The 17,025-nt window shown below is 54.9% G+C and carries 13 protein-coding genes; 10 read left to right on the top strand and 3 right to left on the bottom strand.

The features are described from left to right. Positions 1–39: 39 nt before the first annotated feature. Positions 40–1,344, bottom strand: a complete 1,305-nt coding sequence (locus CSQ86_RS09730) for a hypothetical protein (protein ID WP_133119272.1) — start codon at positions 1,342–1,344, stop codon at positions 40–42. A 241-nt stretch (positions 1,345–1,585) separates the two neighbouring features. Between CSQ86_RS09730 and CSQ86_RS06760 the strand changes: the two genes are divergently transcribed. From CSQ86_RS06760 to CSQ86_RS06745, 4 genes are all read left to right on the top strand, one after another. After that, entirely contained in the window at positions 1,586–3,811 is a 2,226-nt protein-coding gene (locus CSQ86_RS06760; RefSeq protein ID WP_100494360.1) for a GTP-binding protein, read from the top strand. A 555-nt stretch (positions 3,812–4,366) separates the two neighbouring features. After that, entirely contained in the window at positions 4,367–4,813 is a 447-nt protein-coding gene (locus CSQ86_RS06755; protein WP_100494359.1) for a DUF6978 family protein, read from the top strand. Continuing rightward, positions 4,810–5,580: a DUF1829 domain-containing protein gene (locus CSQ86_RS06750; RefSeq protein ID WP_100494358.1), complete on the top strand. Its 771-nt coding sequence runs from the start codon at positions 4,810–4,812 to the stop codon at positions 5,578–5,580. The genes CSQ86_RS06755 and CSQ86_RS06750 overlap by 4 nt, the downstream gene beginning before the upstream one ends. A gap of 140 nt (positions 5,581–5,720) precedes the next feature. Beyond that, positions 5,721–6,239, top strand: a complete 519-nt coding sequence (locus CSQ86_RS06745) for a hypothetical protein (protein ID WP_100494357.1) — start codon at positions 5,721–5,723, stop codon at positions 6,237–6,239. Positions 6,240–6,730: 491 nt separating this feature from the next. Here the strand turns inward: CSQ86_RS06745 and CSQ86_RS06740 are convergent, their stop codons facing one another. Next, positions 6,731–7,381, bottom strand: coding sequence for an alpha/beta hydrolase (locus CSQ86_RS06740; protein WP_100494356.1), 651 nt, complete (start codon positions 7,379–7,381; stop codon positions 6,731–6,733). A gap of 208 nt (positions 7,382–7,589) precedes the next feature. Here CSQ86_RS06740 and CSQ86_RS06735 point away from each other — a divergent pair, with 208 nt between their 5' ends. The 5 genes from CSQ86_RS06735 (at position 7,590) to CSQ86_RS06715 (ending at position 13,654) form a co-directional block, all read left to right on the top strand. Beyond that, positions 7,590–8,822, top strand: coding sequence for a trans-sulfuration enzyme family protein (locus CSQ86_RS06735; RefSeq protein ID WP_100494355.1), 1,233 nt, complete (start codon positions 7,590–7,592; stop codon positions 8,820–8,822). A 56-nt stretch (positions 8,823–8,878) separates the two neighbouring features. After that, a complete protein-coding gene (locus CSQ86_RS06730; protein WP_100494354.1) occupies positions 8,879–10,105 on the top strand; it encodes a trans-sulfuration enzyme family protein in 1,227 nt (408 codons plus the stop codon). 370 nt (positions 10,106–10,475) lie between these two features. Continuing rightward, positions 10,476–11,510, top strand: coding sequence for an ABC transporter substrate-binding protein (locus tag CSQ86_RS06725; RefSeq protein ID WP_240542321.1), 1,035 nt, complete (start codon positions 10,476–10,478; stop codon positions 11,508–11,510). A 180-nt stretch (positions 11,511–11,690) separates the two neighbouring features. Further along, positions 11,691–12,836: an ABC transporter permease gene (locus CSQ86_RS06720; protein ID WP_100494352.1), complete on the top strand. Its 1,146-nt coding sequence runs from the start codon at positions 11,691–11,693 to the stop codon at positions 12,834–12,836. After that, complete coding sequence (locus CSQ86_RS06715; RefSeq protein ID WP_100494351.1) at positions 12,833–13,654, top strand: ABC transporter ATP-binding protein; 822 nt, start codon at positions 12,833–12,835, stop codon at positions 13,652–13,654. The genes CSQ86_RS06720 and CSQ86_RS06715 overlap by 4 nt, the downstream gene beginning before the upstream one ends. 167 nt (positions 13,655–13,821) lie before the next feature. Here CSQ86_RS06715 and CSQ86_RS06710 read toward each other — a convergent pair whose 3' ends face one another. Beyond that, positions 13,822–15,144: an O-acetylhomoserine aminocarboxypropyltransferase/cysteine synthase family protein gene (locus CSQ86_RS06710; protein ID WP_100494350.1), complete on the bottom strand. Its 1,323-nt coding sequence runs from the start codon at positions 15,142–15,144 to the stop codon at positions 13,822–13,824. Positions 15,145–15,580: 436 nt separating this feature from the next. On the opposite strand from CSQ86_RS06710, the gene CSQ86_RS06705 reads away from it, so the two are divergent. Further along, complete coding sequence (locus CSQ86_RS06705; protein ID WP_165773784.1) at positions 15,581–16,966, top strand: M20/M25/M40 family metallo-hydrolase; 1,386 nt, start codon at positions 15,581–15,583, stop codon at positions 16,964–16,966. Positions 16,967–17,025: the final 59 nt, after the last annotated feature.

Here is a 17,025-nt window from a genome sequence, read left to right as displayed (position 1 = left end):
ACGGGGTCAGGGGAAGAACATGACTGGGATTGCTGGAGATTACTTCACCTGCTCGGTGATGATATCCTGCAGCTTATCAGTCAGATCATTCAGTTCCTTGGATGGGTCCGCATTGTCTTCGGCATCCCTGAACTCATCGCTGAGCTTGGTCGAAGCATCATATGGGAACTGCACCTCATAGAACTTGTTGATGAGATCGGACATCTGATCGTATGCACCAGTACCGTATTCGATGGTGTCCGGATTGCCCAATGCCTGCATTTGCTTGAGAATGTCGCTGACCGAAGTCAGGTAATCCTTGAGCGACTTGGCATATTCCGGAATGCCGTTCACCTTGGAATCCGTGAGCTTATCCAAAGCGGCGGTGCAGTCGGAGATGAACGTATCGTATGTGCTGTAGAAATCGCTGTCATACAGGGATGAGGAAGGCGCCTGATTGCAAGCTCTGGTGGCTTCGCTCATTGGCACGGCGGTATCGGCAAGATTGTTCGCCCAAGTGGAGAACTTCTTCGCCTTGGTCTGATACTTGTCGAACGCCTGCTTGATGTCTTCATCCTTCTGATAGGCCTTCATTTGAACGAACTGAGCGTTGGCATCATCGAACGCTTTTACCTTAGTTTTGATTTTATCGGCGTCATCCTTGGTGAACTTGGAGGTCGAGCTGTACGTCGTCGACATGGCGTTCACCAGACTGGTGGAAACCTTGCCGTACTTTGTGTACATCTCAGTGGTCTGCTTATGCGCATCAATGTAGTCGTTCTGAGTCAGCGAACCCGGTTTTACTACAAACACCACGATAAGAATAACGGCAACAATGGCGGCAATGGCTCCGACGATGATGCCGATGATTGCCTTTTGCGACAGTTTCTTTTTGGGTGTCGGCATGCCAGACTGCTGAGGATAACCAGGCGTCGGCTGACCTGGAGGTACCGGTGCACCGGGAGCGCCGGGACGAGCAGGCATGGGTTGCTGCCATGCTGGGATATTTTGTCCGGGGACTGGCTGCTGCCAGGGAGCGGGCTGCCCGGGCTGTCCTTGGACAGGCGGCTGCGGGTAATAATGAGGCTGGCTGGGCTGACCCGTCTGGCTCGGCATGGGCTGCTGCCAGGGTGCCGGTGCCTGTTGCCAAGGTTGTGGCTGCCCCTGAACAGGTTGTTGCCAAGGCTGCAACTGGTGTTGCTGGGGTTGATTCGGCAGTAGTTGTGTGGTGAACTGCTGATTTGGAGCAAACGATTGCGCCGGTTCACTGGCTGGCTGAGTATCAGGTGCCGGGGTGGATGGCTGATCGAATGGTATTTGCCCGTTACCTTGAACCTCGTTGCCGTTGGTGTGTTCGTCGCTCATGCTGTGAGTCCTTTCTCTCGCCATTCGCCTTAGCCCAACGTTGGACTCCCCAAAGGTGAACGTGTACACAAAGCCTATCACCGTCAACAAATTCCAGTGGATAATGGCAAGCGATTTGACGCGATAATCTCGCGGATTCATGGAAAAGTGTTCGGGGTCGGCTTGCGCTCACAAGCGATGCAATCGTATATATTGGTGAGATTGGAGCGGCGAAAACTCGTGTGGCGGAAAGCAGGGGAGTATGAAGCGGATCGTAGCGGGCATTGTGGCGCATGTGGATGCCGGGAAAACCATGCTATCCGAGGCGTTGCTGTATCGATCCGGCGAAATCCGCAAACTCGGTCGTGTGGATCATGGCGATGCGTTCCTGGATACGAATGCGTTGGAAAAGGCGCGTGGCATCACCATTTTCGCGCATCAGGCATTAGTGGAGCATGGCGACTTGAAACTCACGTTGCTGGATACGCCGGGCCATGTGGATTTCGCCGCGGAAACCGAACGCGTATTGAACGTGCTGGATTACGCGATTCTGGTCGTATCCGGTATTGACGGTGTGCAAGGCCATACGGAAACGCTATGGCGTTTGCTGGCACGTTACCATGTGCCGACGTTCATCTTCGTCAACAAATGCGACGCCGCAGGATTCAATAGGGACGCGGTGCTCGCCCAGTTGCGCAAACGCCTGAGTGATGCGGTGTACCCCTTGCCGCAAATGGGTGATGTTACCGGCGTTGATACTGCAAACAGTATGGATTTTGGCAGTGATGCCGAGGATATCGCCACTCTTGATGAGCAGGCGATGAACGAGTATTTGGATTGCGGCGAACTGACGGTTGGGCGGGTGACTCAGATGATTGCCGACCGTCATCTGTTCCCCGTCTATTTCGGTTCGGCATTAAAGCTTGAAGGCGTGGATGAATTCCTTGATGGTATGGAATTGTTCGCCTGTGAGCATGACTGGCCCGAGGAATTCGGTGCGAAGGTTTTCAAGATCGCGCATGACAATCAGCACAATCGCATGACCTGGCTACGTGTGACCGGTGGCGTGCTCAAGCCCAAGGAAATGGTGGAAGGCAATGCCGCCGGTGCTGTGGCAGAGCCGGATGCCGATCGTGACGCCGGGCGTTGGCAGGAGAAAATCGATCAGGTGCGTATCTATAACGGCGCCAAATTCGAAACCGTCACTGAGATTCCAGCCGGAGACGTGTGCGCGGTGACCGGACTGACCCATACGTTCCCGGGTACCGGATTGGGTGCCGAGCCGGATGCCGAGGCGCCGGCGTTGCAGCCGGTGCTTACCTACACGGTGCTGCCGGCGGAAGCCGCGGACCTGTCTGAGCAATCCGGCACAACAGCGGCAGGGGAGCGTGATGGTAATACAGCTTCCGACGACAAGGATGCCCAACAATCCGCTGACACGCAGGCGCCGGCGAATGAGGAATCCGCTGCGCGCCCGAAATTCGATGATGTGACACTGCACAAAGTGCTCGCCGCATTGCGCGAGCTTGAAGACGAAGACCCGCTGCTGCATGTGGTCTGGGTGGAGCGACTGCAGGAAATCCATGTGCAGCTCATGGGAGCTGTGCAGCTGGAAATCATCCAGCAGACGTTGGCCGAGCGATTTGGACTGGATGTGGCATTTGGTGCAGGCTCAATCCTGTATCGTGAAACGATTACCGCGCCAATTGAAGGCGTCGGTCATTTCGAACCGCTCCGCCATTATGCCGAAGCGCATATTCTGCTGGAACCTGGAGAACCGGGCAGTGGTGTGAGCGTGGCCTCCGCCGTGTCCGAAAACGATTTGGACCGTAATTGGCAGCGGCTGATTCTCACCCACCTGACCGAACGTGAACATCTGGGCGTACTGATTGGAGCGCCGCTGACCGATATCAAGATGACATTGGTGGCCGGTAAAGCACATTTGAAGCATACGGAGGGTGGTGATTTCCGTCAAGCCACGTATCGTGCGATTCGTCAAGGATTGATGGAAGCGCACGTCGGAGTCATTGGCCATCCGCAAACGCCTGTCGATGAACGTCCGGATACCAGCGAAGCGGGCAATTGCCGGCTTCTGGAGCCTTGGTATCGGTTCAGGCTCGAGGTGCCAAGCGAGATGATCGGTCGAGCGATGAGCGATATTCAGCGCATGGCCGGTACATTCGATACCCCGAACGATGACGGCGAATACGCGGTGATTACCGGTTCCGCTCCGGTCTCCGAGATGCGCGATTACGCGATGGACGTCAGCCAATACACGCATGGCCGTGGCCGATTCTCCGCCGCCTTCGGCGGATACCGGCCATGCCATAACGAGGAACAGGTGATTCACGCGGCAGGTTATGACCCGGAATCGGATCTGGACAACACTCCGGATTCGGTCTTCTGCGCCCATGGAGCCGGCTACCCGGTCAAATGGTACAAGGTGCCCGAATTCAAACACCTCGACTACGCGAGTATTGGAAAATAGTCTCAAAGCTTTTTAGATTCAAGTCTAAATTGCTGTTCTATTCCACTTTCAACAATGTGTATACCTCCGAGAATGTGATACATGCTGTGAATAATGAGAAATCGCATTTATCCATCTGACGAAGATGAAGGGAGAGTCGCAGCTCTTGTTGATGGACGGGTTTCTGATGTAATTATCAAGATGAAAATTATTCTATTAGAAAACTTATGAGTGAAATAACGTTTAGTTTTGTTTGGAATTTTAGGCCTGAGTGTCTTGATAATTTGTAATACCAGTGGCATTATCCGGTTCAAACGCTGTGTCATCTTACCGTTAAAGATTTATTTATCGAAGGAAGTCGAAGTGTAAACAATTACTTCGACGTTTGTGATTGTTCTATTGATACGGGTGACTTGGCTTATCTTGTTGTGGCATTTCCTAGTCGGTTCTATTTGATTGCAAACGATGATATAAACAAGGAATGGGGGATGTCAGCTTCATGCGGATTAACCTGCTCGTATACATTAAAGTGTAGTTATACGATTTATATGCTCTTATTGTTGAAGGGGATTGACGATGGCGCAGCAGTGGACACTCAGCCAAGCGGACGCGGAACGACTCATAGACGAAATCAAGAAAACCTTCGAACGTGAATTCACCATGCCCGCGCCTGGCGAGCATAACAGGGAATTCCGCGTCAAAGGTGTCGGCGGCACCGAATATACAATCGCCCCGTATCAGGGCAAACGCGACCCGTCCAAGCATTCCGTCTCAGCCAGGACCAGCAGAAACAACATCCAGCTCATGCGACTATGCGTCAACGGAGCGCCCCACACGAATCCCGACGGCACAGTCACATCCGGCACACATTTGCATGTCTACCGTGAGGGATACGACGCACGGACCGCCGACCCTGTTGACATCGAATCCCCTGACTTCGTGGAGGATACAATCCTATTATTGAAGAAGTTTAACGTTATCGAAATTCCGTCCTTTCAGGACGGAATCAAGGTGGGAATATGAGCCAGACTATACAAGCGGTAACATTCATCGAGGAATATAGTGAGTGGTTGAAACATGAATCCACCATCCGTGAGATGGGTGAATGGCGCGAGGTCACGTTCCCGTTCCTTGACCAGTCGAATGATCGACTCTGCTTCTACATGCGCGCCAAGGATGGTATGACAAGTTTCACCGACGACGGGTACACGATGGCCATGCTTAATGACAGCGGCATCACACCGACCGGCAGACGATTGGAAACCATGACCGGCATCGTGAGGCGGTTCGGCGCAACCTTGGAGCCGAATGGTGAGATTACGCTCGAAACAGATGGCAGTCGCCCTGACGCGCTGAACCGTTTCGTCCAGGCATTGACCGATGTTCAGGCCATGAACCAGATTGGACAGCACAAGGTCGCCGCCTATTTTATGGACGATGTCGCAGCAGTGCTCGACAGGCATGACGTGTACTACACGACCGACATCAGCGTGCACGGTGCATCCGGATATGAGCACAGCTTCGATTTCCTGTTCCAGAGAAGCGCCAACCATCCCACCCGGTTCTGCCAGGCACCGAACCGATTGGACAGGAACATGGCGGAACGCATCATCTTCGCGTGGAATGACACCGAAAAGGATGCAAAGCGCGCCGGCTCCAAACTTTATGTGATAGGAGACGACCGCGAACGTGGACTGAATGAATCTTCAGTGCAGGCATTGGAGAACTATGGAATTGCGACAATCCCATTCAGTATGCTGCCTTCGCGTGCTATGGAACTTGCCTCATGAACGGAAATTATGAATAGTGATGCTGAGAAGCTACTTGATATGACCTTATTTTTTGTTCTGTACCTCATATCAAGTGAGAAGAAGTACGGAGCAAAAATATAGCCATACTATAGCTTCAAAATATGAGGAAAGGAATAAAAATGGGAGACTACAAATCTATTGTTGGCGCGATATCAACGGTTTCATCCATTGTCAAATACTCTGTTGAAGACCAATCATGGCAAATTTATACGCGCTGGAAGAATGGTGCGCCAAAGTTTAGCTTGAGAAGGAAATTGGATACGATACCATTTAATGAAGTCAGTGAATACACCACTTTCATTGAATCCGATGTAGAGCATAGAAGTGGTTTGGGGCGAGCAATTGGGTTTGGAATTCTTTTTGGCGGTGTCGGAGCTGTGGTTGGTGCGATTACAGGGCATGGAGAGCGAGTCAAGATTAAACAAATTGGTTTTGCTCTAAAGACCAATGGTGGTGACGAGTACGTAGTTCCTTTATTCTTTTCTAATTCTGGCGAGAGGCCATCTAATGGTCAGGTAAAGGTGGCATTAAATCAGTTGGACACTATCGACAGTATTTTGAGACAAACAGGAGTGACTCTCAACGCAAACTGGCATACCGATATAAATGGTTGGTTTAATTCGCCTGTAATTCAATAAAGACGTAAAAGTTTTCTGATTACAGTGGTTCAGCAACGGGTTGAGTCGCTGCTGTTGCTTTGAGATGAAGCGAAGTATGACTTGTCTTGAAACAGTTGGAGTACTACCCGTATATTCTCGCTGCCTCGCGTGATTCTCACGAATATGATTATCGACGTTGACCAAGAATAGACTCGTGATTGTTCCATCGAAACGATGGATGCTCTTTAACAAGTGTTGAAACAACATATATGGTGTCAAATTGAAACAATATACGACCAGCCAAAGAATATATTGGATTTTTCAGTGAAACGGTATTTGAACCACACCCTCGAAAATTGAACGTGATTTATTAAGGATGCCTGATAGATATAGGCGAATTGGTTCCTTTTGTAAGACCTTGTTTGCGGATAGTTCAATAAAACTTTTCGCAAACAAGGTGCGAGATAATCGTCAGGCTACTGTTTTTGACTGCAAATGGGCTGCAGGAAAAGCAATGAAGCTAAGCTGACCTACCAAATCTGCGGGCGAACGAAGTTATTCGACTCCAGGAAGCGCTGAATATCGCGCATTTCCGGCATATTGATGGAATGCGCCATACCGGGGTAGATCTGCTCGGTCAGCTTGCTATGTGCGGCCCAGAAATCGCTCATGGCTTGCACGTCAGCGGTGGGGAAAATGTCATCGATGGCACCATGGCCATAGAACACCGGGCGCTGCAAGGTTTTGAGCTTCTCATCGCTAGGCATTGCACCGGGCGCCAGCCAGCCAGAGCAGGAAACGGCGGCAGCATAACGTTCAGGATTGAAGCGCAGCATATGACAGGCCAGCAAACCTCCCTGCGAGAATCCCATCGTCACTACAGGGCGAGAGGCTGGTATTTGCTCACTGACCCATGCATCGATGGCTTGCGCTGCATCGAGCGCCTGAGCATCCAGCGACGCGCCTTCCGGCACACCCTCATGAGCCCAGTCGCCGAACCATGTATATCCCATGCCATAGGCGATAGGAGCTTGCAGACTGGCGTAATCGGCAGAGCCTGCGCCGCAGTAGTTCAGCAAATCGGGCAGATCATATTCATTGGAACCCCAGCCATGCAGCAACACGAATACCGGCGAGGTTTCAGGACCCTTCAAACGGGTCAGTGCTTTGGATATCCTCATGCCTCACAGTGTAGTCATCCGGCACGTTGACGGCTTCAATCCCGCGCACGGCGCAGGCTCCGGCGGAGTGCACATAACCATCTATAAACAACCCATATAGCCACGCCGGTGACATAACGGGTCTGCCGCGTTATCGTCGTAATCGTGCCGCGTGGGGAACGGCCCCACGCAACGGCTCGCGCTGCAAAACACTTAAAGGGGGTGCGCAATGACCAGGTTCAACACTCAGCTCGTCCACGGACTGCCGGTTGATGACAACAACACCGGAGCCGTGAACCCGCCGATCTACAACTCAACGACATATGCCTTCAAGAGGGTCGACGCGATGCCCCGCTACGATTACGCGCGCAGCGGCAACCCGACCCGTGATTTCCTGGAGCGCCAGATCGCCCAGCTTGAGGAAGGCACGCGTGGTTTCGCGTTCGCTTCCGGTCTGGCTGCGATTCATGCCGTGCTCTCCATCTTCAAGCCGGGCGACCGCATTGTAGTGGGAGACAACATCTACGGTGGCTCCTTCTCACAATTCCATGAATTCTTTACCCGCTGGGGTCTCGAAGTCGTCACCATCGACACTCAGGACCTGACCGCTCTCACGGCAGCCGTGCAGGGCGATCCCGCGCACGGCGTCGCGCCAGCACAAGCCGTCTACTTCGAAACCATCACCAACCCGCTGCTCAAGGTCAATGATGTGCGCGGCATCGCCGCAGTGGCCCATCGATTCGGCGCACTCGCCATCGTGGACAACACGTTCGTGACCCCATACCTGCAAAAACCGCTGAAGCTCGGTGCGGACGTGGTGATTCACTCCGCCACCAAGTATTTAGCCGGTCATTCCGATGTGAACGCTGGTTTGGTAGTGGTTTCCGGCGAGGAACTGGCCGATCGCATCTACTTCGCGCAAAACCGTCTGGGCGGCGTTCTTGCGCCGGCCGAATGCGATGCGGTGCGTCGCGGCATCCAGACTCTCGCCCTGCGCATGGACCGTCAGCAGGAGAACGCGCTCGCCGTGGGACGATATCTGCTGGCTCATCCGCTCGTCAAAACCGTGCATTACCCGGGTCTTCCCGGTGCAGGCGACCAGCGCCTTGCTGCCAAAGGTCTGAAGGGCGCCGGTGGCGTGCTGAGCTTTGAAGTGGTTCCCGGTGTCGACCCCGCGGACGTGCTCAACAATCTCAAGGTCTTCCGTCTTGCGGTGTCGTTGGGTGCGGTCGAAAGCCTTGCCGAACTACCGTGTCGCATGACGCATTTCGAGCTGCCGCGTGAAGAGCGTCTGAAGATTGGCATCACCGATGAACTGGTTCGTCTGTCCGTCGGCATCGAAGATGCCGTTGACCTCATAGAGGACCTTGGCCAGGCCTTCGACATCGCGTTCGAACGCTACATCGAACGCCACGCCGAGTCCGACGTCTTCAATCAGCTGGCTTCAGGGGTGTTCGCCTGAAAACCGTTTCCATCAGTCATCTACAGTCATTCAACATATTGGGGGAGAAATAAGCAATGGCACGATTCAACACGCAACTCGTTCATGGTTTGCCGGTACATGACAATGACACGGGGGCCGTGAATCCGCCCATATATAATTCCTCCACCTACACATTCCCATTCGTGGGAGCCTCACCGCGCTACGATTACGCGCGCAGCGGCAACCCGACCCGTGATTTCCTTGAACAGCAGATCGCCCAGCTGGAGCATGGCACGCGTGGTTTCGCGTTCGCTTCCGGTCTGGCTGCGATTCATGCCGTGCTCTCCATCTTCAAGCCGGGCGACCGCATCGTAGCCGGTGACAATGTGTATGGCGGTAGCTACTCGCAGCTGAACGACCACTTCACCCGCTGGGGTCTGCAATTGACCACAGTGAATACGTCCGATGATTTCGAGCGACTGGAGCGCGCCATCAGCGGCAACGGCGACACCGCGCCTGCCAAGGCCGTCTACTTCGAAACCATCACCAATCCGTTGCTCCAAGTCAACGATGTGAACCGCATCGCGGCCATCGCTCACCGTTATGGCGCATTGGTGATTGTGGACAACACGTTCGTGACCCCATACAACCAGCAGCCGTTGGATTTGGGCGCCGATGTGGTGCTGCATTCCGCCACCAAATACCTGGCCGGCCATTCCGATGTGATTGCCGGTCTGGTGGTCACCTCCAGCGAGGATCTGGCGGAACGCATCTATTTCGCACAGAACCGTTTGGGTGGCATTCTGCCACCTCAGGAATGCGATGCGGTGCGCCGTGGCATTCAGACCCTTGCTCTGCGCATGGATCGTCAGCAGAAGAACGCCTCAGCCGTCGCGCATTATCTGCTGAAGCATCCGCTGGTCAGCAAGGTCCATTACCCGGGTCTGGGCGAGGGCGGCGACCGCGAACTTGCGGCAAAGGGTCTGAAGGGTGCAGGCGGCGTACTGAGTTTCGAAGTCAAGGAAGGTGTGGACCCGGCCGTAGTGCTCAACAACCTCAAGGTCTTCCGTCTTGCGGTGTCGTTGGGTGCGGTGGAAAGCCTCGCCGAGCTGCCGGCTCGCATGACGCATTTTGAAATGCCGCGTGAGGAGCGTCTGAAAGTCGGCATCACCGATGAACTGATTCGCCTGTCCATTGGCATCGAAGATGTCGATGATTTGATTGAGGATTTGGGCCAGGCTTTGGAAAAAGCCTATGAGGCACTCAATGATCACCAGACCATCGACGGCTTCGATCAGCAGATCGACAAGCTGCTGTCATGAAAATCACCTATCCGACGAACGGATAAATCATCGCTCATAAGCGGTGATTAACAGTGTTATGCGCGATACGTTGCACGACGTATCGCGCATATTTATATCCGGCATATAAGCGAATCATATACCCTGCTATCGGATATCCAGAACCCGAAAACGTTGAAATCTCGCGGTTTTGCTGACTTCGCGAAGTAGTATGAAAGTACTTCGAGCGAAGCGTGGACCAGTTGGGTTGGAGCCGCGGATTCGTCGGGGACGAGAGTGATCCACTCTCGCGCATTACCACAATGAGAACCATTCCATGGGAAAACTGTTGTCACAATCGGAATGGCTCAGAGAGGGGTTGGGAGAAATGCTAAACAAGCATCGTCTTATTATGCAGGGCACCGCTATTTTCGGTGTGCTGCTGAGCGTATTGACTTTTGGTGGTTGTGGTGTGAGCACATCCGCGCCGAGCAGTAGCGCAAGCAGTTCCAGCAGTTCGAATTCCGCCACTGCCGATTACAAGTACGGCACTGTGGAGTTCCCGAAGTCCAGCTCACTGTGCAGCTCGCCGATCGGCATTGCACTGGCCAAGGGCTTCTTCAAGGAGGAGGGCATCAACGCCAAGCTGGTGACCGCCGATACCGAAACCCGTAAGGTCGGTCTCGACACCGGTCGTTTCGCCGTGACCAACGGTGACTTCCAGTTCTTCCCGTCCATTGAAAACGGTGTGAAGACCAAGGTCGTGGGCGCTCTGAACAAGGGCTGCATCAAGATCGCAGTCAAGAAGGGCTCCTCGATCAAGACCGCCCAGGATCTGAAGGGCAAGACGATCGGCGTTGATGAGATCGGTGGTACTCCGTATGAGGCTGCCAACCTGTGGCTCGGCGATGCGGGCCTCAACGTGGATCAGAAGAACGGCGATGTGAAGTACCTGCCGTTCGATGATGCCAACCTTGAGTTCGAGGCTCTGCAGAACGGTCAGATCGACGCCGCCGCCCTGTGGGATCCGCTGCCTACCATCCAGGAACAGAAGGGCACTGTCGACATCATCTTCGACCTCGGCACCGATCCGAAGTTCGCCAAGCGCTTCTGCTGCTTCCTCTACGGCTCCGAGAAGATCATCAAGGAGAAGCCTGACGAGATGGCCGCCATCATCCGCGCCCTCAACAAGGCCCGTGACTACATCGCCCAGCACCCGGAGGAATCCGCCGACATCGTGATGCAGAACAAGTACTCCACCATCAACGACAAGGCGCTGATCGTCAAGCTGTTCAAGGACTATGACTACGGCGTTCAGGATAACGAAGACGCACAGATTCAAGATGACGTGCAGTTCTTCTCCGAGGGCTTGAAGAAGATCGGCTTCCTGAAGACCAACGATCCTGACGCCTTCGCCAAGGACGCTTACCAGAAGATCGATCTGTGATCTGAAGCGGACATCTGAACAACTGGCAATGACATGACGGTTGGCCCTGATGCTTCGTGCCAGGAGGAGGGTTCCTTTTACGCGAGGCTTTCATCAGGGCCTTCCGCCCTGGAATTGCGGGACTGGCGTTCGTGGGAGCGCAGAAACAACAATCAATCGTTATCGGAAGGAAACCCGAAAATGAGCAGTATCACAGCCGACGCAGTCAAGTCGCCGGCCTCAGCCGTCAAGCTGGATGCGCGGGATGCGCAGCAGGCGGCATCCGCATTGAAGTCAGTTGCGGTTGCGGCTGAAGAAGTGGCTTCGGGTGTTGAAGCAAAGCGCAAGGAACAGCGCATAGTGCGTGCTGTGCCGTATCCGTTTGTCGTGGCGTTCTCCGCCGCTGGATTCGTTATCGCAGCCATCATCAATCTGGTGTTCCCGCAAGTGGCGCCAGTGGAATTCAAACAAGGCCAGATTTGGATTTTCCTGCTCAACGGGCAGGAGGCCTATCTGTTCCTGCTGGCGGTGCTCACTGTGCTGTACGTGGTGATCGGCGTGGTCGATGGCCGTAATCCTAAAGATGCCGCCCGGTTCAGGTACCGTGCACAGTTCCGCTTCGTCGCGGGCCTTGCCCTGGCGCTGTGGGATGTGACCGGCACCAAGCTGCAGGTGCTGCCGCAGCCGTTCTTCCCCGGACCTTCCCAGGTGATGGAACCATTCGTCACTGATGGTGCATACGTGGCATTGAACACGTTCTATTCCGTGCGCCTGTTCGCCGCCGGCTTTGCCTCCGGCGTGATACTGGGTGTGCTGACCGGTGTGCTTATCGGATGGTTCGCTCGCGCCTACTACTGGGTGTTCCCGGTGCTGAAAATCACCGGTGTGATTCCGGCGGTGGCTTGGATGCCGTTCGCCCTGACGCTGATGCCTACCCCGTTCATCGCCGCGGTGTTCCTGCTTTTGATCTGCTCTTGGTTCCCGGTGGCATTCCTGACCGCCCAAGGCATTCAGAGCACGCCGAAGATGCTGGTGGAGGCCTCCCGCACGTTGGGCGCAAAAACGCCGTACATCCTCTTCCACGTGGCCATTCCTCACGCGATGCCAAGCATTTTCACCGGCATCGGTATGGCCAACAGCCTGTCCTTCCTGACCTTGGTCATCTCCGAGATGATGGGCCAGCCCGGAGGCCTCGGCTACTACATCGATCAGGCCAAGGCTTGGTCCGCATACAACGAGATTCTCGCGGCAATCGTGGTGATGGCCGTGCTGTTCTCCCTTATTATGAAGCTTCTTGAAGTTGTTCGCGGCCGTGTGCTGCGTTGGCAGAAGGGACTGGTGAAATGAGCGCTGCAACGGCAACCGAAACTCAGGTTTCCTCCGCTTCCGCTGAATGGAATGCAAGTGAACCGATTATCTCCATCAAGCACATCGAACGTGATTTCGTCGCTGATGATGGCAGCGTCACCCAGGCGCTGTCTGACGTGAACCTCGATATTCGCAAAGGCGAGCTGATTTCCATCATCGGTCCTTCCGGCTGCGGCAAGACCACGTTGCTTCGTCTGATTTCCGGATTGGACAAGCCGCAGCGCGGCGAGGTGACCTTTAAGGGTCATGAGATCGAAGGGCCGAACCCCGAGCGCGGCTATGTGTTCCAGCAGGGCAGCCTGTTCCCTTGGCTGACTGTGGAAGAGAACATTGCTTTTGGCCTCAAGGCGCAAGGCAAATACAAGGAGCACAAGGACGAGGTGGGCGAATACCTGAACAAGGTGGGGCTCGCTGGATTCGAGAAATCCTATCCGCACCAGATTTCCGGTGGCATGGCGCAGCGCGTGGCCATCGCCCGCGCACTGATCGATCATCCGGAAGTGCTGCTGCTCGATGAGCCGATGGGCGCTTTGGATTCCTTCACCCGCGCCGATTTGCAGGATCGTCTGTTGGATTTGTGGGAGAAATACCATATGACGATGATTCTGGTGACCCACGATGTGGATGAGGCGATTTATCTGGGCAATCGTGTGGTCATCATGACGCCGCGCCCGGGCCGAATCAAGGAGATCGTGCCGATCGATCTTGCGCAGCGCGATCGTGTGTCCGATGATTTCACCGCCTACCGCAAGCAATTGCTGACCAAGCTGCACTTCAATGTGCACAATCACGACTGATTCATCCAATACTCCTATCCATTCCAAGGCTTCCCTCATGCGAGGGAAGCCTTTTTGCTTGTGTGTGCTTGGCGTGCTTGTGGAGAATAGCGCAAAAAAGAAAGAGGACGATTCCTGCGAATCGTCCTCGTATCGAGATTTACATCTCTCCGATGGGAGGGCAATAGTCAGCCGTACACCTTTTCGAATGCCTGTTGAAGATCGGCGATGATATCATCCGGATTCTCCAAGCCGATGGACAGGCGGATGGTGGTGGCATCCACGCCGTTGATGCGTCGGGCCTCCTCGGTGAACTCGCGATGCGTGGTGTTCACCGGATCCACGATCAGAGAACGGGCGTCGCCGATATTGGCCAAATAGCTGAACAGTTTCACGCTGTTGATAAACGCGGCGGTCTGCTCCGCACCGCCTTCCAATTCGAAGGACAGCACCGAACCAATGCCCAACGGGTAATGCTTGGCCACCAGATCGGCCTGCTTGCTTCCGGGAAGACCGGAATAGTTGACGGCGGTGACATGCGGTTGCCCAGCCAGATATGCGGCCACCTTCCCGGCCGATGCGGTCTCCTTGGACACACGTTCGCTCAACGTCTCCAAGCCAATCAGCTGCAGATACGCCTCGAACGGGCCGAGCACGGCACCGGTCAGACGCAGATACTTCAACCGCAGACGGCGGATGAACGCCAAGGGGCCTGCGGCTTCCACAAAGCTGCGCGGCTTACGGCCGGCCGCCTCGCCCAGAATGAATTCGGGATTGGTGAACTGCGGGTAGCGGCCGTTGCTCCAATCGAAGGAGTCGCCGGAGGTCACCACGCCGCCGATGGCATTGCCGTGGCCGCTCAAGGCTTTGGTAGTGGAGTAGACGACGATATCCGCACCATGTTCCAATGGGCGGTATAGGTACGGGGTCGGCAACGTGTTGTCGATGATCAGCGGAATGCCATGACGATGCGCAAGTTCTGCCAAAGCCTCGACATCGGTGATGACGGTGGTCGGATTGGAGACCGACTCGGCGAAGATCGCCTTCACATCGGTATCGCCCTTGTCTTCCGGATCGCCGATCAATGATTCAATATGCTCAAAGTCATTGATGTCTTCCACGAAATCCGTGTGCACGCCAAACTGAGGCAGCAATGTGCGAAGCGAATCAAACGTGCCGCCATACACGTCATAAGGCGCGATGATACGGCCGCCACCCTCCGCGGCATTGAGCAGCGCATAAGTGATCGCCGCCATGCCGGATGCCACGGCCACGGCCTCCTTGGCACCATCCAATTCCGCGACGCGCTTCTCCAGGAAGGAGACAGTGGGGTTGGACACTCGTGAATACAGGAATCCAGGCGTATCGCCATTGGCCACATCATGGCCGCGCTGGGAATTCTCCAGCCAGAATGCCGCATTCGAATAAATGACTGGCGTCACCGAATCGGCGTTGGCTCCTGGGTCGAATCCGGCGTGCACCTGTGAGGTGTCGAATTGATGATCGGACATGCAATAAACCCCTTCTTGATAATGATTCATTGTCATAGAACCATGGAAATCGGTATGTCCCGGCATCCCCAGCCGGGCCTATGGCACACAATCTATCAGTTTCGGCGATAGACCATTCCGGAGCGCCCATCGGTAAAATTTATGGTGCAGTCAATGTATTGATTATGGTTGCGGCCGGTCGGCGAATTCCTCTATATCCGTTGCTTATACCCGCCTCAGTGCTCCCGTTATAGCGGCGCTCGAGCATGGCTTGTTGAGACGCGCAAAACCGCCAAATACGAACAGGCTCAATATTCGACTTATATCGAAAACGGCTTAAACACGGCTTTTCTCACGGTTGACGTGGCATGTCGACACCCATACGATTGCCAGCAATTCAACAATGAACGTCTCAGAGAATCGGGGGATTCGAGGCGTTGCCATCGAAGGGGTTCCAATGACATCCGAGCGCGAAGCAGCCATCGCCAAAGCAGATTCAGATTCCGCTGGGAACGAGGCCGTGGCCTTCACCCAGAGCCTGATTCGCTTCGACACCCGCAATGATGGCAGCGGCACCGCAAATGAGAGGCCGGCGGCCGATTGGGTGGCGGACCGGCTACGCGAAGTGGGTATCGAATCCACCGTCGTGGAAAGCGCTCCGGGCAGAGCGATTCTGATTGCCGATATTGCCGGCAGCGACCCGTCATTGCCGACGCTTCTGGTACACGGGCATCTTGACACCGTACCTGCCAATCCTTCGGACTGGTCCGTCGATCCTCTAGGAGGAGAGATCAAAGCCGATCGGGACGGCATCGAATGCGTTTGGGGTCGAGGCGCCGTTGACATGAAAAACATGGTGGCCATGGCCTTGGCCGCGATTCGCGCACTGACACGGCAGGGCATCCAGCCTCGTCGTAACGTACGATTCGTATTGTTGCCGGACGAAGAGGCCGGCGGCCACATCGGCGCCGATTGGGTGGTCGAACATCGGCCGGACATCTTCGCCAACATCGGATTCGTGATTAGCGAAACCGGCGGATTCTCTGATTATGTGGACGGCAAGCGCGTCTATTACGTACAAGTGGGGGAGAAGGGTACCCAATGGTTCAGACTCGAGGCTCAGGGCACCCAGTCGCATGGCTCGCAGATCAATCATGACAATGCGGTGGTTCGCATAGCCGAAGCTGCAATTCGCGTGGCCCACTATGCATGGCCGGTGGATCTGAACCCGGTGACCCGTGCCTTGCTGAACGGCCTGCAGACCTTGGACGCCAATGGTACGGAGAACGAGGCCGACGACGAGTCCGACACATCGCCGGAAACCATCCAACGACTGATTGCAAGCGCGGGAACTACCGAACCATGGGTCGCTTCCTCGTTGCGTAACACCTTCAACGTCAGCTCGATTGATGCCGGCAGCACGGTGAACATAGTCCCCGCAAAGGCAAGCGCTCTGGTGGACGGGCGCGCGCTGCCCGGACAGGAGGACCATCTGTTCCAAACCCTGCAATCCTTGGCCGGCCCAGATATCACAGTATCGCCGATTCATCGCAGCAACGGATACCTCATCGATCCGGACTCCGAGTTGTTCGCCGGCATCACTTCGGTACTGCAGTCGCTCGATCCGGAAGCAACGGTATTGCCGTTCCTCTCATCGGGAGGCACGGACAGCAAGGAAGTCAAACGAGTGAGCCCCGAGGCCCAGGCATGTGGCTTCATTCCGCTGAAAGTGCCCGAAGGATTCAGATACATCGCACAATTCCACGGCATCGACGAGCGCGTACCCATCGATGCGCTGCGATTCGGCGAACAGGCGCTGGAACGGTTCATCGCCACGTTCTAGCACCCGCCATTCGGATCAGACATCCAGCACACTTGAACTATTCAAACTCACCATCAACC

Source organism: Bifidobacterium felsineum (genome assembly GCF_002802915.1).
GTDB lineage: Bacteria > Actinomycetota > Actinomycetes > Actinomycetales > Bifidobacteriaceae > Bifidobacterium > Bifidobacterium felsineum.
The sequence above is the reverse complement of the archived record's forward strand: the minus strand, read 5'-3'. Positions and strand labels throughout refer to the sequence as shown.

Coding starts and splice junctions, on each gene's coding strand:
- CSQ86_RS06735 (WP_100494355.1), top strand. CDS start 7,590: ATGACCAGGTTCAACACTCAGCTCGTCCACGGACTGCCGGTTGATGAC.
- CSQ86_RS06710 (WP_100494350.1), bottom strand. CDS start 15,144: ATGTCCGATCATCAATTCGACACCTCACAGGTGCACGCCGGATTCGAC.
- CSQ86_RS06705 (WP_165773784.1), top strand. CDS start 15,581: ATGACATCCGAGCGCGAAGCAGCCATCGCCAAAGCAGATTCAGATTCC.
- CSQ86_RS06730 (WP_100494354.1), top strand. CDS start 8,879: ATGGCACGATTCAACACGCAACTCGTTCATGGTTTGCCGGTACATGAC.
- CSQ86_RS06715 (WP_100494351.1), top strand. CDS start 12,833: ATGAGCGCTGCAACGGCAACCGAAACTCAGGTTTCCTCCGCTTCCGCT.
- CSQ86_RS06720 (WP_100494352.1), top strand. CDS start 11,691: ATGAGCAGTATCACAGCCGACGCAGTCAAGTCGCCGGCCTCAGCCGTC.
- CSQ86_RS06745 (WP_100494357.1), top strand. CDS start 5,721: ATGGGAGACTACAAATCTATTGTTGGCGCGATATCAACGGTTTCATCC.
- CSQ86_RS09730 (WP_133119272.1), bottom strand. CDS start 1,344: ATGAGCGACGAACACACCAACGGCAACGAGGTTCAAGGTAACGGGCAA.
- CSQ86_RS06755 (WP_100494359.1), top strand. CDS start 4,367: ATGGCGCAGCAGTGGACACTCAGCCAAGCGGACGCGGAACGACTCATA.
- CSQ86_RS06750 (WP_100494358.1), top strand. CDS start 4,810: ATGAGCCAGACTATACAAGCGGTAACATTCATCGAGGAATATAGTGAG.
- CSQ86_RS06725 (WP_240542321.1), top strand. CDS start 10,476: ATGCAGGGCACCGCTATTTTCGGTGTGCTGCTGAGCGTATTGACTTTT.
- CSQ86_RS06760 (WP_100494360.1), top strand. CDS start 1,586: ATGAAGCGGATCGTAGCGGGCATTGTGGCGCATGTGGATGCCGGGAAA.
- CSQ86_RS06740 (WP_100494356.1), bottom strand. CDS start 7,381: ATGAGGATATCCAAAGCACTGACCCGTTTGAAGGGTCCTGAAACCTCG.